Source organism: Sulfitobacter sp. SK025, assembly GCF_003352105.1.
Classification (GTDB): Bacteria; Pseudomonadota; Alphaproteobacteria; order Rhodobacterales; family Rhodobacteraceae; genus Sulfitobacter; species Sulfitobacter pontiacus.
Genome location: NZ_CP025808.1, coordinates 1,682,288 through 1,699,098, shown reverse-complemented (window position 1 = coordinate 1,699,098; position 16,811 = coordinate 1,682,288). Strand labels below are relative to the sequence as shown.

The following is a 16,811-nucleotide window of genomic DNA, read 5'->3' as shown; positions in this document are numbered from 1 at the left end:
GTTTATCACAAATTGATCTCGCCAAACAGCGCGGGCCCCGCCCCGTATAGCGCAGAAACCTGCGCAACACTGATCAACGCAGGCCCCGCCGCCCCGTCATCTGCGCGCATTTGGGTGGTATAGGTCCAGCTTGCGCGGTCCACGATCTCTTCGCGCAGGACAACACCGTTTTGCAGGATACGCAGCTGATATTGCTCGCTTTCTTCGGCCAGCGGCACATCGAACTCCGTCCACCCGTCGCCATTGATCCGCGTCCGGCGTATCCAGCCAAACCGCAACGCCCCCGCCTCTTCTTCTATTCGCAGGTGGCAGGGCCGATAGGGGCGCAGCCCGTTGCCGTCAAAGCTCTCGTTTTTTTGAACGTAGCTTGGGTCGTTCAGCGGACGACCCGCAGGCCCGATGCGATAGGTCTGCGCGATCCGCAACAGGTTCGGGCTCAGCGCGATCTGGCGAGGGACAGAGTCGAGCAGCACAAACTGCGATCCCGCCGGCCAGACATCCGGCATCACCCCATCCGACCCCGCTTGCCCGCGGAGCCGGTCGCGCAGAAGATAGGTTTGCGGGGCGATCAGCTCGGCCCGCGCGAACTGGAACACCTCCCAGCGGTCGGCAGAGCCGTCGCCGATCGCCGCCAGATTGGCCCCGCCCAGCAGATCGGCCTCATCAACCCTCTCTAACACGCCGCTGGTCAGCGTGACCTGCAGCGCCTGCCCGCGATCCACCACACCGGGGCACGCATGGGCCATGTCGTTTTGCGTGACCCCCATTGTCGCGCGCAGGGGCATTAGAGTGTTCAACCTGAAATTCGTTTCCCCGCCAGAGGCATAGACCGCGACATTGCCCGGCCATTGCCGTGCGCTGGCCGCAATATGCGGCGCATGGGGTACCTCGTCACCGCGCAGCAGCGGCAGGTCCAGAAACAGCGCGTTCACCGGTACGGGCGCGACAAAGGGTTTCAACGCGACCAATTCGTCATCGAAGGGCGCAGGCTCATAGACTTCGGGCTCAATCCGCACGGCGTCGATCAAGGACATCTCCCCCATCTCGACCCGATCCACGCGGTACAGCGCCTCCCCCTCGCCATCGTCTGGCGGCAAGGCAATCACATCACCCGCGCCGACATCCATCATCGACGGCGGCAACGCCAGACGCACCCCTTCGCGTGCCACACGCGCCTCTGTCAGCCAGCGTTCAGCTGTCTGGTGCCCCTCCGCCCGGGTGAGCGCCATATTGAACTCTGACATCGCCACGGCATGGGTCGCGTCGTCAGGCAAGATCGCCTCTTCCGCGACCACCTCGTAATCCCCATCCGCCTGCACAAACCGCAAACGCAGACGCCCCGAAAGCTCCGCCTCTGCCTCACGGGACTGTTCAACCGGTGCCTCCAGATCACCCGAAACAGCCAACGTCTCTCTGTTCAGCGGCACGGCGTCCAATCCGTCCCGCATGATGAAACGCAACACCCCGTCGCGTTCCACCGCATCAAAGCCATAGCGCAGCATCAACGGCTGCAACGCCGCGCGCGCATCGGCCACCTCGTCCACCACATAGCCGCGGACATAGCCATACAGCCCAGAGGTATCGAAATCGCTAACGCCAGCACGACGGCAAATCGCCGCCACGAGCTCTGACAACGGCAGCGCCGCACTGCGGCCATTCAGCCAATGCCCACGGGCGTAATTTCGACCATCGCTCCACAGCGCGCGATTATTGGGAAAGAAAGGATAGGGCCGCGTGTCCCATGCCCAAACAAAGGCGCGGGTCATATCCACCATCGGCCCGCCATAGGCCGCCGAGATCGGATTATGCGCCGGATCCCGCCAATGATCCGCCACGGCACGCAGATATTGCATTTGCATCAACTCATCCCGCGCGCGCGATGAATAGCGCGGCAAACTGCTTTCAGAGCTTTTGAGGTCAAGAAACTTGTTCGGCTGGTTGGTCCCCTTGTCCACCGCCGCGCAGCCGTATTCTGTGAACCAGATGGGTTTGGCCCCGGGCTGCCAGCCCGTCGGCTCTGCTGCGCGCACACCGCCGATACGATTGTGGTGCAGGTTCTCCCACCAGCCGCGCAGATCCTTGTAACGGTAAACCCAAGGCTCCCCATGGGCGCCATCGGTGATCGGCGTACGGCGTTGCGCCGCGCGCGCCTCGGGCGAATGGTAACACCAGTCAAACCCTTCGCCCCCCGCAACATTACCCGCCAGATAGTCGAGCGCATAGATGCTGTCGCTATGCTGCGCGTCCAGATGATCCGCCCCGTCGCGCCAATCGGACAGCGGCATATAATTGTCGATGCCGATGAAATCGATAGTGTCGTCGGCCCACAGCGGATCAAGGTGAAAGAACACATCACCGCTGCCATCCTGCGGGTGATAGCCGAAATATTCGGACCAATCCGCGGCATAGCTGATCTTGGTGGCCGCGCCCAAAAGCAGCCGCGCGTCTGCGGCCAGCGCGCGAAACGCCTGCACCGCGACAAAGCTGTTCCCCGCCCCGCGGATCTGCGTCAGCCCGCGCATCTCGGTGCCGATGCAAAAGGCCTCTACCCCGCCTGCGGCTTTGCACAGGGCGGCATAATGCAGGATGAACCGCGACATCGACCATTCCTGCGGGCCGGTATAAATGACCTGCCCGCCCGCAATGGTAAAATCCGCCGCCGTGACCGTGCCGAAGAACGCCGCTACCTCATTATGCGCGCTCAGCGTCCCGTCAGAGCTGCCAGCCCGACCCGGCGCTTTCGCCAGTGTGATCCGCCCCCGCCAAGGCAGCTTGGGCTGGGTGCCCGCATCGCTATAGGGATCGGGCAAGGTATTCCCATCAAGCTGGTCCATCAGGATGAACGGGTAGAACATCACCGCCTTGCCCGCCGCCTGAATGGCATGGATCGCCTCGATCACCGCGGCATCTGCGGGGGTGCCACCATAGACCGGACGGTCGTCCTCGCGGGCGATCACCTCGGCGGTGCCGCGGGTCAGACCGGCCACCTGCCACGGCATGTTTTCGCCCTCGACCTCTGCGCTTTCCACCTTGGGGCGCAGGCGGCATTCGCCGCACCGCAGATCATCGCCAAACCACGAGACGACCAGCGACGCGGCAGCCAGCTGCGGCAGGTCCTGCGTGGCATCCTCCAGCGCGGCGGCGAAATCACTGCGCCCGTCGGGGGTAGAGACATTGGCGCTCCACCGGCCACCCTGCCCGTCGGTATAATGCACCGGAGTCGTCGCTAACGCGTATTCCCCTGTGCCGGGAATCAGCGCGACACCTTGGACCCCATGGGTCACACTGATGTCGGCGGCAGGCGCATCCGGTTCCTCTGCGCGCAGCACCTCGAAGGAAAACTGCGGCACGCGGTTGCCAAAGGGCCCCAGCCCGAGGTTCTCCATCACCACATAGGCCGTGCCACGATAGGCCGGCACCGCGTCCGCCCCCTCGATCGCGGCAATCGTCGGGTCGGGCAGTTGATCGCGCGTCCCGCGATAGACCGCCATATTCAGCGCGTGGGCCGAGATTTCCTCCCCATCCGCCCAGATCCGGCCAATGCTGGTGATCTCCCCTTCGCACAGGGCGATGGCGAGGCTGACGCTATAGCTGTATTCCGTCGTCTGCGGGGTCGAGGGCGCGCCCTTGCCACCGCCGCCGCCCGTCGTCGTCTCGGCGAAGTCCGAGGCCCAGATCACCTGTCCCCCGACACGCATCCGGCCATAGACCTGCGCAATCGCCGCGCCCTCGCCCGCCTGGGTCAGACGAAAGCGATCGACCTTGCCGGTCTCGACCGCCTGCGCCCCTTGCCCCAGCAGCCGCTGGTCGATCACACGGCCAAGGGTCGCCCCCACGGCACGCCCAATGGCGACCGAAGACAAGCCCGCCAATGTGCCCCCGACAGAGCCGCCAATCGCCGCACCTGCGGTTGAAAGAAGTATCGTCGCCATCAGATCGCCTCCGCCGGGAATTCAAAACGCGCCACAATGCGCCTGCGCCACGGCAGGCTCAGCGGGCTTTCCGTCACCCCATGCCCGCTGTAGCCGTGGATAAAGCTCGCCTGCGCGCCGACCTCTGCCGCCACGCCCAGATGTTTCGCCACCGCCCCGCTGCGCATCCGGAACAACAGCACGTCACCGGGGGCCTCATCGATCAGGACTTTGGGCGAGAGGTAACGCAGTGCGGCGCGCCAAAGCTGCTCGTCCCCCTGTGGTTCTGACCAGTCCATTGAATAGGAAGGGATCGTCTCGGGCTCCTCCCCCACCACCTCGCGCCAGATACCGCGCAACAGGCCAAGGCAGTCACAGCCCGCCCCCTTGCGCGCCGCCTGATGCACGTAGGGCGTACCGATCCATCCCCGCGCCGCAGCCACCACGGCGGTCCCGCGCGCGCTCATCTCAGCGACCCGCCCGTATTGCTACCCGAGGATTTCGGCACCGCCATCATCCAATCCGCGCTCGGCACATCAGGAAAGCCCTGAAAGTTCAGCAGGTTGTTGAACTTCAGCCGACAGGTGGTGTGGCGTTTGTCGCAGCCTGCCACCAGTCTCAGCCGTTGCCCGACGGTGATTGTACCGCGGATCGGCTCCCACAGCTCGACCTCGCGCCCCCCCTCCAGCACCCGGTCGTGTTTGATCACACCCCAAAGCCCCGCCGCAGGGCCGTCCAGCACCTCAAGCCGCCCCCGCGCGAACCATGCGTCGTCAAACCCGTTGATCCCCTCCCAACGGAACACCCGCCCGTCTTCGTGCTTCTGCGCGGCGAGTGTCACGGCATAGCCCGCCGTCGCCAGATCAAACCCGCAGGCCGCATCCCCCAGCACCGCGGTGCAGGGCTTCTGAAACACCCGTCCCAAGGGCCGGTTCAACGTCTCGGTCAGCCCGCGCAGTTCTGCGCGAAAGGCACCGCCCGCGCGCTGCATCTCGCCAATCGTGCCGCGAAAGATCATGCAGCGGGCGGTCACATCGGCCCAGTTCACCCGCCAGCAGCACACCTCCGCCCCGTCAAAGCGCCCCTGCTCGATCTCGTCCTCGCGGATCGCGTCATCGCTCAGCGCGCCCAGCGCCTCTGTGTTATCCACCGACAAACCCGTGCTCTGCGCCAAGGCCCGCGCACTCAGCCCGCTATCCGCACGAAACGCCAACCCGTCGAAGCCGAGCGGCTGATCATGGTCGGTAAACGCCAGCGTCACCCCGTCCCGCCGCCGGATTGCCCAGGCCGTGCACAGCGTCGTCAGCCCAGTGCGCGCATGCGCCAACACCGCGTCCTTGCCCGCCCCGTTCATACCCGCACCTCGATCACAGGCACATCCGGCACCTGCCCCGCCTGAAAGCTGGCAACGCTGACCAGAATGCGATCCGTGTCAAAGCGGACAGGCACATCGAATTCGAACCCCGCCAACACCTGCATCTCGGGGTCCGGCGCATGGGCGAAACGGATGATGCCCGTGCTCAGATCAACCTCATAATCGCTCCCCTCTTGCAGGGCGTCCTGCTCTATCCCCACGCGCACGGTTCCGGCAACCGGCTTGGTGATCGGCCTGACGTAGCTATGCCCGCCCGAGCTATAGGTCTTGACCAGTTGATAGTCCGTCCGCACACCATCCCCGAAGCCAAGGCTCTGATCCTCGAACGTGACCCCCACCGAAGAGGCGCAGGACTTGAAATCCGCCCAATCCTTCCAGCGAAACCCGTACATCTGCCCCATACGTGCCTCGAAGAACCCCGTGAGCGCTTGGACATCGTCGATAGAGCGCATCCCCAGCCCCGCATCATACACACGGCGTGAATGGGCCCAGGGGGTGTTGCGCTCCTCATACCCGTTGGCGAGCGTCACCACATCGGTACGGCGTTGCGGCCCTCCGAGGGATCCAAAGCTCAGGCTAGGTGGAAATCTGACATCGTGAAAATTCATCGGCTTGCTCCCCTAGCGGTTACGGTTGCCAGCGTTCAGCGCGCGGCTCATCTGAGTGGCGATCTGGCTTTGGCTACGTTGGAACCCCCGCACATCAGGGGTGGTGATGTTCATGACCACGGTCGTCCCGCCGCTCGCGCCCCCTTTGACACCCAGCTTACCGTCCGGCCCCCGTGCCAAGGGCATGATCGCCTCCGGTCCAGCCTCGCCCATCAGCCCCATGCCCCCGCGCATGCCAAAGCCTGTGGCGGTGCTGACAATCCCCCCTTGGGCAAAAGGCATCACACGTCCCTGAGAGAACGGTGCCCCATCGGCAAAGGGGAGTATTCCCTGCACCAGTGATCCCACACCTTGACTGATCAGCCCGCCGACGTGATCGGACACCGGCTTCATCGCCGCGTTGTAGGTCGTGTTCACCATCGACCGCGCCACGGTGGACAGGGCATCCGACAGTTTCATCCCGTCAAACGCGACACCATCAAAGGCCCTGCGTAATCCACGGCTCAGCCCCTTCTCCAACGTCGCGACATCTTTGCCTGTCGCGGCCAATGCGCTGCGCATACGGCGCAGTTCGGCATCGAAACCGGCCACCAGCGTGGCCGTCGCGCCAAGCGTCTCATTCAGCCGCTCTGCGCCATCCTCTAGCCCCTCGAATGTATCATCCTGTGCCATCAGTCTTCCTCTCTCTGCCTATCGGGATAAGCCGCCATCAAGGCCGCCAATCCCTCCCCCAACAGCGGAGCCCGCCCCGCCTCGCTCCCCAGCATCAGTTGCAGCTCTGCCGGCGTGAGCGCCCAGAATGCGTCGGGCGTCAGCGTCAACCCCCTCAGCCCCGCCCGCAGTAGCGCGGCCCAGTCCATACCCGGCGCGGTCTCTGTCGTGGTCCTCTTGGGCGGCACGCTCATACCGGCACGACAAAGGCACGCGCCAAAAGCTCTGCGGCGGCCTGAGAGGCTGCCACCGGCCCACCCTCGATCTCGGCCTGCGCGAGCGTCTCGGCACTTACCTCAGTCCCCCCTGCACGCAGCCCCGCGGCCAGCAGCAACAGCACATCCCGACTGCTGAACCGATGCCCCTCGAACCGCTCGACCAAAGCCACCAGCGACGGCTCCTCCAGCGCGTCCTCCAGCTCGGCCAAAGCCCCCAGAGTAAGCCGTGCCACGCGTCGCTGACCATTCACCACCAGCGCCACATCCCCTCGCCACCGGTTCACCATGATCAGACCCCGCCCTCGGGTGCGTCTGTCGTATCCGCGGTAAAGCTCAGCTGCCCCGCGGATTGCAGGCTCAGCTCATAGGTCGCCTCGCCATTCAGCGACCCGCCATATTCAATGGCCGCCACCTGGAACGGCCCCTCGATAATGCCGAAGCTGGGGATCACGATCTGAAAATCCGGCGTCAGCCCGTCAAAAAACAACTGCCGTGCGCGTTCATCGGTGCCCGCATCGCGAAACACCCCCGACCCGCTGATCGCGGCAGATCGCACGCCCGCGCCCGCCAGCAGCTCCCGCCAGCCCCCCTCACTGTCAAGCGAGGTCACCTCAACCGGCTCCGCGTTAAAGCTCACCCGCGTGGCCCGCAGCCCCGCGATCGTTTCGAACTGACCATCGCTCGTCATGTCCACCTTGACCAAAAGATCTTTGCCCGCTTGAACAGCCATATCCACTCTCCTGTTAATTTCCTGAAACCTCGGCTCAGCCGTCCTGAACCCGCGCCCTGAACCGCATCTCTATCTGGCGGCGCGCATCCGCCGCGACCTGTCGCGCGATGGCCCGCTCGAACCGCAGGCTCACCAGCCGCCCGCGGCTCAGGCCAAACTGCCCACCGACCAGCGCATCACTCACCGCAGCGGCCACCTGTTTCGCAGGGGCGAACCCCGCATAATGCGTGACGACAAGAACCGTGAACCGATGCTCCGCCCCGCCGCCCGTCCCGTCAGAGGCATCGTGCACCGCTTCGGACCCCAACTGCACATACAGCGCTGGCACCTCCCCGGCAGGAGCCGCATCAAAAACCGCATCCCCCACCAGCGCCGTGATCTCCTGATCCGTGCTCAACACGCCAAAGACCGCCTGTTGCAGTGCACACCCCATGCCATAGCTCATACCGCCACCTCCTCATGGGTCAGGCAGGCCAGATACCGCCCCTGTGCGTCCTGCTCGGCCACCGACTGGATCTGATAAACCCGTGTGCCCTCGCGAAAGCGCTGCTGCGGCAAGGGGCGCGCGGGATCGCCCACTGGCGCACCGCGTACCGTCACCACATAAACCCCGCGGCTCACCGCAATGCCGCCACGCCCCAAACGCCGGCCCCGCCGCGCCGTAACATCCGCCCAGAGATCCCCCACACGCACCCAGCTCCGGCTCACTCCGCCCGCGCCATCAGGCTGAGGCACCTGCGCCTCCAACACCAAGCGGCGGCTCAACGACAGCCGGCTCATGCGCGTGCCCCCAAGCCGATCCGCAGCGGGCGGTAGCGCTCGATCAGGCTGCTCACCCCAAAGGGCATGCAGCCGTCCCCAAGGCGGGTCTCGTGGCGGTATTCATAGTAATGCGCCGCCAGCATCAGCACGGCCTGCTGCAAATCCGCGGGCACAGCGCCCCAGCTTTCACCAAGCCCCGCCTCGAACACGACCTGCACGGACCCTTGCGGCGGAATGAACGGCAGCATCGCCCCTGATGGTTTCAACAACGGTGCCTGCATATCGCGTACCAGCCAATAGCGCTGCGGCTCGATCACCGTCTCCATCGCATCCCGCGCCACCACGGTGACACGCACGATCTGCCGGACCGGCCCCACGGGCAAAGCCTGCGCCTGCGGGTCCGCCCACTCTTGCACGGTCATGGTAAACAACCGCGAGATCAGCGCCTTACCTGTGCGCGCCTCAATCGCGGCAATGGCGGCACGCAAAAAGCTCGCCAAAACGGGCTCTTGTACGGTTTCGGTGCCAAAACCGCTACCCATCCGCAAATGCGCCTTGAACGGCTCCAGCGGCAGATCGGCCTCCGCCACCCCTGTCTCTTCGATCAACATCTCATCGCTCCAAATCTAGCCCGCCAAAGCCCCCCGGACGCGCACCCCGGCTGCATCGCTCGGTCGGAGGCAGCAGCTAGGCAATGCACCCGGCGCATTACGGCGCGCCCGGGGGATGGGGCCAGCCACCGCCAGCCCCCTGTTCGACCCCGCGCCTTAGGCGGTGCCGAATTTCAGCAGCTTGATCGCGGCAAAGTCGCTCACGTCGCCGCCCACCCGTTTGGTCGCATAGAACAGCACATGCGGCTTGGCGCTGAAGGGATCGCGCAGGATCCGCAGGTCGGGCCGCTCTGCTACGGTGTAACCGGCGGCAAAGTCCCCAAAGGCGACCGAGAATGAATCCGCCGCCACATCGGGCATATCCTCGGCCACCAGCACCGGATAGCCCATCAGCCGCGCGGGCTGGCCCTGCGTCATCCCGTCAGACCACAGGAACCGCCCGTCCAGATCCTTGAGCTTGCGCACAATGCCCGCGGTCTTCGAGCTCATCACAAAACTGGCCTGCGCGCGGTACTGCGCCCCAAGCGCATAGACCAGATCAACCACCGCATCCGCCGTGATCTCGCCTGCGACGCCGGTGGGCACATAGCCCAGATTACCCCACTCCCAGATCACATTGTCGACCGTGGCATGGGCCAGAAACCCCTTGGGCTTGTCGATCCCGTCCCCGTGGATAAAGGCCGCGGCCTCGGCCCGCGAGAATTTGTCGGCGATCCGCCCCGCCAACCACGCTTCGATGTCAAAGGCACTATCATCCAGCAACCGCTGCGAGGCTTTGGGCAGCGCGCTCAGCTCATGCAGCGGGATGGTGATCCGGTCGATCTGCGGCGTGTCGGTCTCGGACACGGCCCCCGTTTCGGTCGCCCAACCGGCACCCACATCCGCATGATCCACCAGCACGTCGTAAGAGGTCGCCTCGACCTGCACCACCGACGCAATCGCCCGGATAGAGGCCGTTGCGTTCAACACCGACTTCACCCGATCCGAGGTCTGCGGGTCCACCAGATAGCCACCATCCGAATTCACCGCCGCCGACAGCGCCTTGCTCTCCAGCTCAAGCCCGCGCAACCCGTCGTCGTCGCCGTTGCGGATATAGGCATGCAGCGCCTTCTGATGCGGCGCGCCCGTCTCTACAGCCCCCGCCAATGGTGTGCGCGCCGGCAAAGTCATCTTTCGATCCAACATAGTCATTCGCTCTTCTGTTTGTTGCAACTTGGTCGTCATCTCGTCCTGAAACCCTTTGAAATCCTGCACAAATCCACCCACAGCGCGGCGCATCTCCTCGACCGCGCCTCGGGGCTCGGTGCCCATGTCATCATCAAGTCGTTCCATCCGCTTACCCTCCGTTCCGTTTCAAATTCCGCCGCGCCTCGTCAAAGACACCAGCCATGCCGCGCAAGACGTCTCCGATGGCGATAAAATCCCCCTTGGCCGCGATCCGCGCCGTGGGGAGCATGGGAAAGGTCACCAGCGACACCTCCCACAGGTCCAGGGTCTGCAGCACCCGTTGGCCCGCGTCATTCTTGGCCGCGCGCTGCGTGCGATAGCCGATGCTAAGGCCATCAATCGCCCCGGCCTCGACCAAGGCCGCCGCCTCGCGTCCCCGCGCCACACTGTCCAGCAGCCGCCCCTTGACCCAAAGCCCCCGCGCGTCCTCGCGCAGCTCGTCCCACACGCCGATCGGCTGTGCCGGATCATGCTGCCACAGCATCTTGATCCGACGCCCCGCGGCCTCCGCCGCCGCCAGCGACGCGCCATAGGCCCCCCGTGCCACCAGATCACCGCCCTGATCGACCCGCCCGAACAGGCTGGCATAGCCGCTGATCTCGGTGCCGCCCTCCACCACAAGCCCCTCGTCGAAACGCGCGAACTTATGCTCCAACCCAGCGCCCATATGGGGCAAACCTCTCCCGTTCTCCGACCCGAGGCCGAAGCGCATGCCATCTTCCATGACACCCTCCCTTGCGTTCAAATTGCTACGGCGCGACCACCAGAAACGACTGTACCGCCTGCGCCAAAATCACCGCGACCACACCATAGACGGTCAACCACAACCGCCGCTCCAGCCGCTCCATCATCTCCTCCAGCCGGTCGAGCCGCTGCAAAAGATTCTCGTGGTGGATCGCACTCACTCTCTCATGCGCCTGCAACCGCAACCCCGGCGCACATTCAAACCGGTCATATCCCATCTCCTCAACCATCCGCCGCCACCGCTGGCAGCCCCAACAAGGACCGCTTTTCCGCCTGCGTCAGGAAATCCGCGCCCGCCACCCGCGCCCATTGCGCGTCACGCTCCTGCGCCAGGGCGGGCACCTGATCCAGATCGGGCTTCAACGTCACTGCCTCATGCGTGAACCCCGCCAGCCATGCGCCAAGCGCCACGGCAACCCGCGTGGCCAAAGGCAGGACCGTCAGCCGGTAGAACGCCTGATGCGCCTCCTGGTAATTGGCATAGGTCGCATCCCCCGCGATCCCCAGCAGCATCGGCGGCACCCCAAAGGCCAGCGCGACTTCCCGCGCCGCCGCCTCCTTGGTGCGGTGAAACTCCATGTCCGAGGGCGAAAACCCCATCGGCTTCCAATCCAACCCGCCTTCCAGCAGCATCGGCCGCCCCGCATTGCGCGCGCCTTGATGATGGCTCTCCATTTCGGTCACAAGACGGTCATATTGATCGTCGCTCAGCTTGCCCTGCCCCTCCGCACCGCGATACACAATCGCCCCCGATGGCCGCGCCGCATTGTCCAGCAAGGCCTTGCTCCAGCGCGAGGCCGCGCCATGCACATCCAAGGCCATCGCTGCCGCCTGCAACGGGCTGAACCCATAGTGGTCATCCTGTGGGTGGAAATTCTTGATATGACAGATCGCGGCCGTATCCCCGGCCACGTCAAACCGATGCTTGCGCCCGCCGACGGCATATTCATAGGCCACCGGCCAGCCATCCGCCCCCGGCACCACCGACATGCGATCCGAGCGCAAGACATGCAGCTCCACCGGCACAGGCCCCGCGCCAACCGCCTCGATATAGCCGTTGCCCGTCAACAGCAGCTGCGCATAAAGCGCCTCCAGCAGCTCCGCACGCCCCTGCGCCCCATTGGGCCGTGCCACCAGATCCAGCAGCGGATGCGCCTCGAACCGTTGCGCGGCATCCTGCAACACCAGCGGCAAGGCCGCCGCGGCCTCCGCAATCAGCTTCACCGACCGAAATCCCACAGGGTTGCCGCAGAACCCGCTGCGCGTCAGGCTGACCACATCGCGCGGGCTCCAGGCCACGCGCCCGCTGGTCTGAACCGCAACGACAGGCCCCGTGGCAGAGGCTTTCTTCTCCGCAACCACCTCAACCGCCCCCCGTTTGAGAAAATCAAAAACCATACCGCTGCTCTCCCTGCTCATTGACCGCCCCATGAAGATCTCACCAACCCCTTAACGCCGCCCGACCAGAGCGAACGCCCCGCCGGCAACAGCGCTTCATTTTGCCCGTTAAACTCTCCCCGAAGGGCCGTTCTCCTCCGCAACGCGCTCACAATCCACGCACCCCGGGCATCCGCCACTGTGCCGCAGGCTCGATCATCAGCTCATGCAGCGCCCAGACCAGCGCATCGACGCGGTCCGGCGATCCGCCGCCCTCATAGCCCCGCGCTGTCATCCGGCACATCTGGTCCTCCAGCGCGTCCAACCCCACCACATGCCCCACGCGCCCCTGCTCATAAAGTGCCGCCACAGGCTCCGCCCGCGCCACCTTGCCACGGCTGGCATGAACCGATTTGACCGGCACCAATGGGTCGACCTGACGCAAGACTTCCGCCACCATTTGCCCACCTTGGTTAACCTCGGCGACCAACCGGTCTGCGCCGTACTGCTCCATCGCGCTGATCGCCGCGCGTGCCCATCCCGACGGGGTCGCCCCTTGCACCGTACAATCGGCCAGCACCACGGCGCGCCAATCCTGCGGCGGGCCTTGGGTCTGCGCGCCCACCACCACGATCCCGCATTCATCCGCTCCCGCGCCGGCGGTGGTGGCAGGGTCCAGCCCCACGACGATCCGGTCCAGCAGCGGCACATCCCGCACCCGCCCCGCCTCGATCCGCTCGGACGTCCACAGCGCCCCTTCGGCATCGGCCAGCAACACACCGTCCAGTTCCTGTCGGCCCAATCGCGTCCCGCGATAGCGCGCCCGCACCTCCTCCAGGAAAGAGCCCGCAAGGTTCGCGGCATTCGCCTCTGTCGGGGCATGGGTGGTCACGGTCGACGGCGACGCCAGCAGGTTTTTCAACACGCCGACATTGCGCGGAGTCGTGGTCACACAGGCCCGCGGATCCTCCCCCAACCGCAAAGCGAACTGCAACTGGTCCCACGTCTCTTCGGCCTTCTTCCACTTGGCCAGCTCGTCCACCCAGGCCGCGTCAAACTGCGGCCCGCGCAGCCCCTCTGGGTCATGCGCCGTATGCACCGTCGCCACCGCCCCGTTTGGCCAGACCAACCGCTTGCGCGTCGCCTCCCAATCCGGTCGCCGATCCGCGGGCGAGCACGCCAATATCCCGCTATCGCCAAAGATCATCACCTCGCGCACCTGCTCGATCGTCTCTCCCACCAGCGCCACGCGGCGACAGCGCCCCGCATCCAAGGGCCGCGACCCTTCGACCTGCGCGCGCACCCATTCCGCCCCCGCGCGCGTCTTGCCCGCACCGCGCCCGCCCATGATCACCCAGGACCGCCAGTCGCCTTCAGGGGGCAGTTGATGCGGCATGGCCCAGAACTCGAACAAAAAAGGGAGAGCCAAAAGCTCTCCCTCCTCCAGATCATTCAGGAACCGGTCTTGCACCGCAACATCGGCGGAGCCGATCCAGCTTGCACCCGATGTCAGCCCGCGCCCTTTCCATGTCCAGCGTGTATCCCCCTCGGGCAATGCCCGCTTGTCTGTTTCTGCACTCATTCAGATAGGTCTCCACCTTGACGCAAGTCGCCACCATGCCACTGGCCTTACCCAATGCCTTCGACGCTGCTGTTTCGTTTACTTCCTCCCCGGATCGGGCCTGTTCTCGCAGGCTCTCTATCTCGCGGCGCAAATCGCGGATCGCGACCTGCAACGCCTGAAGCTGCTCTTCACTGGCAGCAATTTCCTGTTCCGGGGTATTCATCGTCATCTTGCTCTTACCTCTCGTTTTGGACCTCCAACCCGAGCAGACACGAAAAAACGGCCACCGGAACTTAATCCGGGGCCGTTTGCCCATGTCTTCTAGCATGGACGTATTTCTATGTCAGAGCGGACGCAAAGTCAAGGAAAACAAGGTTACCGAAACCTTCCAAGCCCTTACGATGGTTAACAAATTCCTAACTTAAACCCAAATCCGCGCCCGCTCTGAAGCTTAGTTTCCGCCCGTCGACGCATTGCCCGCCGCTTCCGCGCCACGCTCCGCCTCGATCTTGCGCCAGCGTGCGACATTGGCGTTATGCTCTTCCAATGTCTCGGCAAAAGCGTGACCGCCGGTGCCATCGGCAACAAAGAAAACATAGTCCTCGCTGGCCGGTTGTGCCGCAGCCATCAGGCTCGCACGTCCGGGGTTCGCAATCGGCGTCGGTGGCAACGCGTCGATGACGTAGGTGTTGAACGGAGTCTCCTTGCGCAGCTCGCTGCGGCGCAGACCACGCCCCAAGACGCCCTGCCCGTTGGTGATCCCGTAGATCACGGTCGGGTCCGTCTGCAGACGCATGCCCTGATTCAACCGGTTGACGAAAACGCTCGCCACCTGTTCGCGCTCTTCCGGTACGCCGGTTTCCTTCTCGACGATAGAGGCAAGGATCAACAGCTCCTCAGGCGTCTCGACGGGCAGCCCCGGATCGCGAGCCTCCCAGGCTTCGGCCAAACGCTGTTCTTGTGCCGCGGCCATACGTGTCAGGATTTCGGCGCGGTCGTCCCCTTCGGACACCTCATAGCTGTCGGGGGCCAAGGATCCCTCCGCAGGCACCGCCGCGATCTCGCCTGACAGCAGGTCAATGGCTTTCAACGCCTCGGCCACCTGCCAGCTTGTCACGCCCTCTGCCATCGCGATGCGGAACCGCGTGTCGGCCTTCGCCTTGGTCTGGGTATAGACCTCTGGCACCTCATCCTCACCGGGGGTGAATTCGGCACGCTCGACGAAACGGCTTGTTACGGGGTCCAGCTCACGCACCTGTGTGCTGATGCGGTTCACACCGATGCGGTAGACAACTTCGGTACCGCAGGTGCTTGCCCCGCCGCGTGTCACCGTGTCCACGATCTCTTTCATCGAGGCTTCGGGCTGGATCAGAAAGCTCCCCGCCTTCAGGTCGCGGGTCTTTTCCTCATACTCCGCCCCAAGACGGAAGATCGCAGCCGAGCTTACGGCCTCTTGCGTAGCAAGATCATCGCCCACGGCACGCATGTTCGACCCGCGCTCCACCTGCAGGCAGATCGCCTGCGACAGCGGACCGGGGGCATCATACTGCCCCCGCCCCCACAGGATGATCCCGCCTAACAAAAACAAGCCTAAAATCAGAAACGTAACAGCGTTAGACGCGATATGACGCCACATTAGGATGCTTTCCCGAAGATCACGCTCGCGTTGGTGCCACCAAAGCCGAAAGAGTTGCTCAGCGCGACATCAATCTTGCGCTCGACCTTCTTGTTCGGAGCCAGATCGATCTTGGTTTCAACCGCAGGATTGTCGAGGTTGATGGTCGGTGGGGCCACCTGATCGCGGATCGCGAGGATAGAGAAGATCGCCTCGATCGCGCCAGCAGCCCCCAACAGGTGACCGGTCGCGGATTTCGTCGACGACATGGTGACCGTCTCAACCGCGTCGCCCAGCATCCGCTCGACCGCGCCCAGTTCGATCACATCAGCCATGGTCGATGTGCCATGCGCGTTGATATAGTCGATGTCTTTTGGCTCCAGCCCGGCACCACGCAGGGCGTTGCGCATGGACCGTTCGGCCCCGTCGCCATCCTCGGCAGGGGCGGTGATGTGATAGGCATCGCCCGACAGACCATAACCCAGCACCTCGGCATAGATCTTGGCCCCACGCGCCTTGGCGTGTTCGTATTCTTCCAGCACGACAATACCCGCGCCCTCGCCCATGACGAAACCGTCACGATCCGCGTCATAGGGGCGGCTTGCCTTGGTGGGGTCATCGCCCCGCTTGGTGGACAGCGCTTTACAGGCGTTGAAGCCCGCCATGCCGATCTCGCAAATCGCGGCCTCGGCCCCGCCGGCAATCATCACATCCGCGTCGCCATGCTGGATCAGACGGCTTGCATCGCCGATCGCATGGGCACCGGTGGAACAGGCGGTCACAACCGAATGGTTCGGGCCGCGGAATCCATAGCGAATCGATACCTGACCCGAGATCAGGTTGATCAGCGCGCCGGGCACAAAGAACGGGCTCACGCGGCGCGGGCCTTTCTCGTGCATCATCACGGCCGTGTTCGCGATAGAGTTCAGCCCCCCGATGCCCGACCCGATCAAGACGCCGGTGCGTTCCAGATCTTCGCGGTCCGTGGGCATCCAGCCGGAATCCTCGACCGCTTGCTGTGCTGCGGCCATGCCGAACAGGATAAAGGTATCCACTTTGCGCTGTTCTTTCGGCTCCATATACTTGTCGCCGTTAAAGGTACCATCCGTACCGTCGCCAAGCGGCACTTCGCAGGCGTATTGAGTGACCAGCTTGCTGGGATCGAAGCCCGTGATCTTGCCCGCCCCGGACTGACCATCCAAAATTCTGGACCAGCTGGCCTCCACGCCATCGGCCAACGGAGTTACCAATCCCAAACCTGTCACTACTACTCTGCGCATATCCAAGCCCCTTGGTGTTTCTTTGCGTTGACCGGCTATACCTTGCCGAGACCGTAAATTTCAAGACGCGAAGCGCCC

The 16,811-nt window shown here is 64.3% G+C and carries 18 protein-coding genes; all 18 read right to left on the bottom strand.

Annotated features, from left to right (window positions below; all coding sequences use genetic code 11):
* Positions 1 to 5: 5 nt before the first annotated feature.
* Complete coding sequence (locus C1J04_RS08280) at positions 6 to 3,932, bottom strand: baseplate multidomain protein megatron (RefSeq protein ID WP_009826755.1); 3,927 nt, start codon at positions 3,930 to 3,932, stop codon at positions 6 to 8.
* Positions 3,932 to 4,378, bottom strand: a complete 447-nt coding sequence (locus tag C1J04_RS08275; RefSeq protein WP_009826754.1) for a peptidase — start codon at positions 4,376 to 4,378, stop codon at positions 3,932 to 3,934. The genes C1J04_RS08280 and C1J04_RS08275 overlap by 1 nt, the downstream gene beginning before the upstream one ends.
* A complete protein-coding gene (locus C1J04_RS08270; protein ID WP_009826753.1) occupies positions 4,375 to 5,265 on the bottom strand; it encodes a DUF2163 domain-containing protein in 891 nt (296 codons plus the stop codon). The genes C1J04_RS08275 and C1J04_RS08270 overlap by 4 nt, the downstream gene beginning before the upstream one ends.
* Complete coding sequence (locus C1J04_RS08265; RefSeq protein ID WP_037954357.1) at positions 5,262 to 5,894, bottom strand: DUF2460 domain-containing protein; 633 nt, start codon at positions 5,892 to 5,894, stop codon at positions 5,262 to 5,264. The genes C1J04_RS08270 and C1J04_RS08265 overlap by 4 nt, the downstream gene beginning before the upstream one ends.
* Positions 5,895 to 5,906: 12 nt before the next feature.
* Entirely contained in the window at positions 5,907 to 6,566 is a 660-nt protein-coding gene (locus C1J04_RS08260; RefSeq protein ID WP_009826751.1) for a phage tail tape measure protein, read from the bottom strand.
* The gene (locus tag C1J04_RS08255) at positions 6,566 to 6,799 is read right to left on the bottom strand and encodes a rcc01693 family protein (RefSeq protein WP_009826750.1); all 234 of its coding nucleotides are present in this window, start codon (positions 6,797 to 6,799) and stop codon (positions 6,566 to 6,568) included. The genes C1J04_RS08260 and C1J04_RS08255 overlap by 1 nt, the downstream gene beginning before the upstream one ends.
* Positions 6,796 to 7,110 carry a gene transfer agent family protein gene (locus C1J04_RS08250; RefSeq protein ID WP_009826749.1) on the bottom strand — a complete coding sequence of 105 codons (315 nt, stop codon included), beginning with the start codon at positions 7,108 to 7,110 and terminating at the stop codon, positions 6,796 to 6,798. Before C1J04_RS08250 ends, C1J04_RS08255 begins: the two co-directional genes overlap by 4 nt.
* Positions 7,111 to 7,112: 2 nt before the next feature.
* The gene (locus tag C1J04_RS08245; RefSeq protein WP_009826748.1) at positions 7,113 to 7,553 is read right to left on the bottom strand and encodes a phage major tail protein, TP901-1 family; all 441 of its coding nucleotides are present in this window, start codon (positions 7,551 to 7,553) and stop codon (positions 7,113 to 7,115) included.
* Positions 7,554 to 7,587: 34 nt separating this feature from the next.
* The gene (locus tag C1J04_RS08240; protein ID WP_009826747.1) at positions 7,588 to 7,998 is read right to left on the bottom strand and encodes a DUF3168 domain-containing protein; all 411 of its coding nucleotides are present in this window, start codon (positions 7,996 to 7,998) and stop codon (positions 7,588 to 7,590) included.
* Positions 7,995 to 8,333: a head-tail adaptor protein gene (locus C1J04_RS08235; RefSeq protein ID WP_009826746.1), complete on the bottom strand. Its 339-nt coding sequence runs from the start codon at positions 8,331 to 8,333 to the stop codon at positions 7,995 to 7,997. The genes C1J04_RS08240 and C1J04_RS08235 overlap by 4 nt, the downstream gene beginning before the upstream one ends.
* Complete coding sequence (locus C1J04_RS08230) at positions 8,330 to 8,926, bottom strand: head-tail connector protein (RefSeq protein WP_009826745.1); 597 nt, start codon at positions 8,924 to 8,926, stop codon at positions 8,330 to 8,332. Before C1J04_RS08230 ends, C1J04_RS08235 begins: the two co-directional genes overlap by 4 nt.
* Before the next feature lie 156 nt (positions 8,927 to 9,082).
* Entirely contained in the window at positions 9,083 to 10,258 is a 1,176-nt protein-coding gene (locus C1J04_RS08225; RefSeq protein WP_009826744.1) for a phage major capsid protein, read from the bottom strand.
* A 4-nt stretch (positions 10,259 to 10,262) separates the two neighbouring features.
* The gene (locus C1J04_RS08220) at positions 10,263 to 10,877 is read right to left on the bottom strand and encodes an HK97 family phage prohead protease (protein ID WP_009826743.1); all 615 of its coding nucleotides are present in this window, start codon (positions 10,875 to 10,877) and stop codon (positions 10,263 to 10,265) included.
* A gap of 25 nt (positions 10,878 to 10,902) precedes the next feature.
* On the bottom strand, positions 10,903 to 11,127 hold the full coding sequence (locus C1J04_RS08215) for a GTA head formation protein, RCAP_rcc01685 family (RefSeq protein WP_005852894.1): 225 nt from the start codon (positions 11,125 to 11,127) through the stop codon (positions 10,903 to 10,905).
* The gene (locus tag C1J04_RS08210) at positions 11,120 to 12,295 is read right to left on the bottom strand and encodes a phage portal protein (RefSeq protein ID WP_009826742.1); all 1,176 of its coding nucleotides are present in this window, start codon (positions 12,293 to 12,295) and stop codon (positions 11,120 to 11,122) included. Before C1J04_RS08210 ends, C1J04_RS08215 begins: the two co-directional genes overlap by 8 nt.
* 148 nt (positions 12,296 to 12,443) lie before the next feature.
* Complete coding sequence (locus C1J04_RS08205; RefSeq protein ID WP_441351080.1) at positions 12,444 to 13,787, bottom strand: DNA-packaging protein; 1,344 nt, start codon at positions 13,785 to 13,787, stop codon at positions 12,444 to 12,446.
* 502 nt (positions 13,788 to 14,289) lie between these two features.
* Positions 14,290 to 15,474 (bottom strand): endolytic transglycosylase MltG, encoded by a 1,185-nt coding sequence (mltG, locus tag C1J04_RS08195; protein ID WP_009826738.1) that lies wholly within the window; start codon positions 15,472 to 15,474, stop codon positions 14,290 to 14,292.
* Positions 15,474 to 16,733 carry a beta-ketoacyl-ACP synthase II gene (gene fabF, locus C1J04_RS08190; protein WP_074635104.1) on the bottom strand — a complete coding sequence of 420 codons (1,260 nt, stop codon included), beginning with the start codon at positions 16,731 to 16,733 and terminating at the stop codon, positions 15,474 to 15,476. Before fabF ends, mltG begins: the two co-directional genes overlap by 1 nt.
* Positions 16,734 to 16,811: the final 78 nt, after the last annotated feature.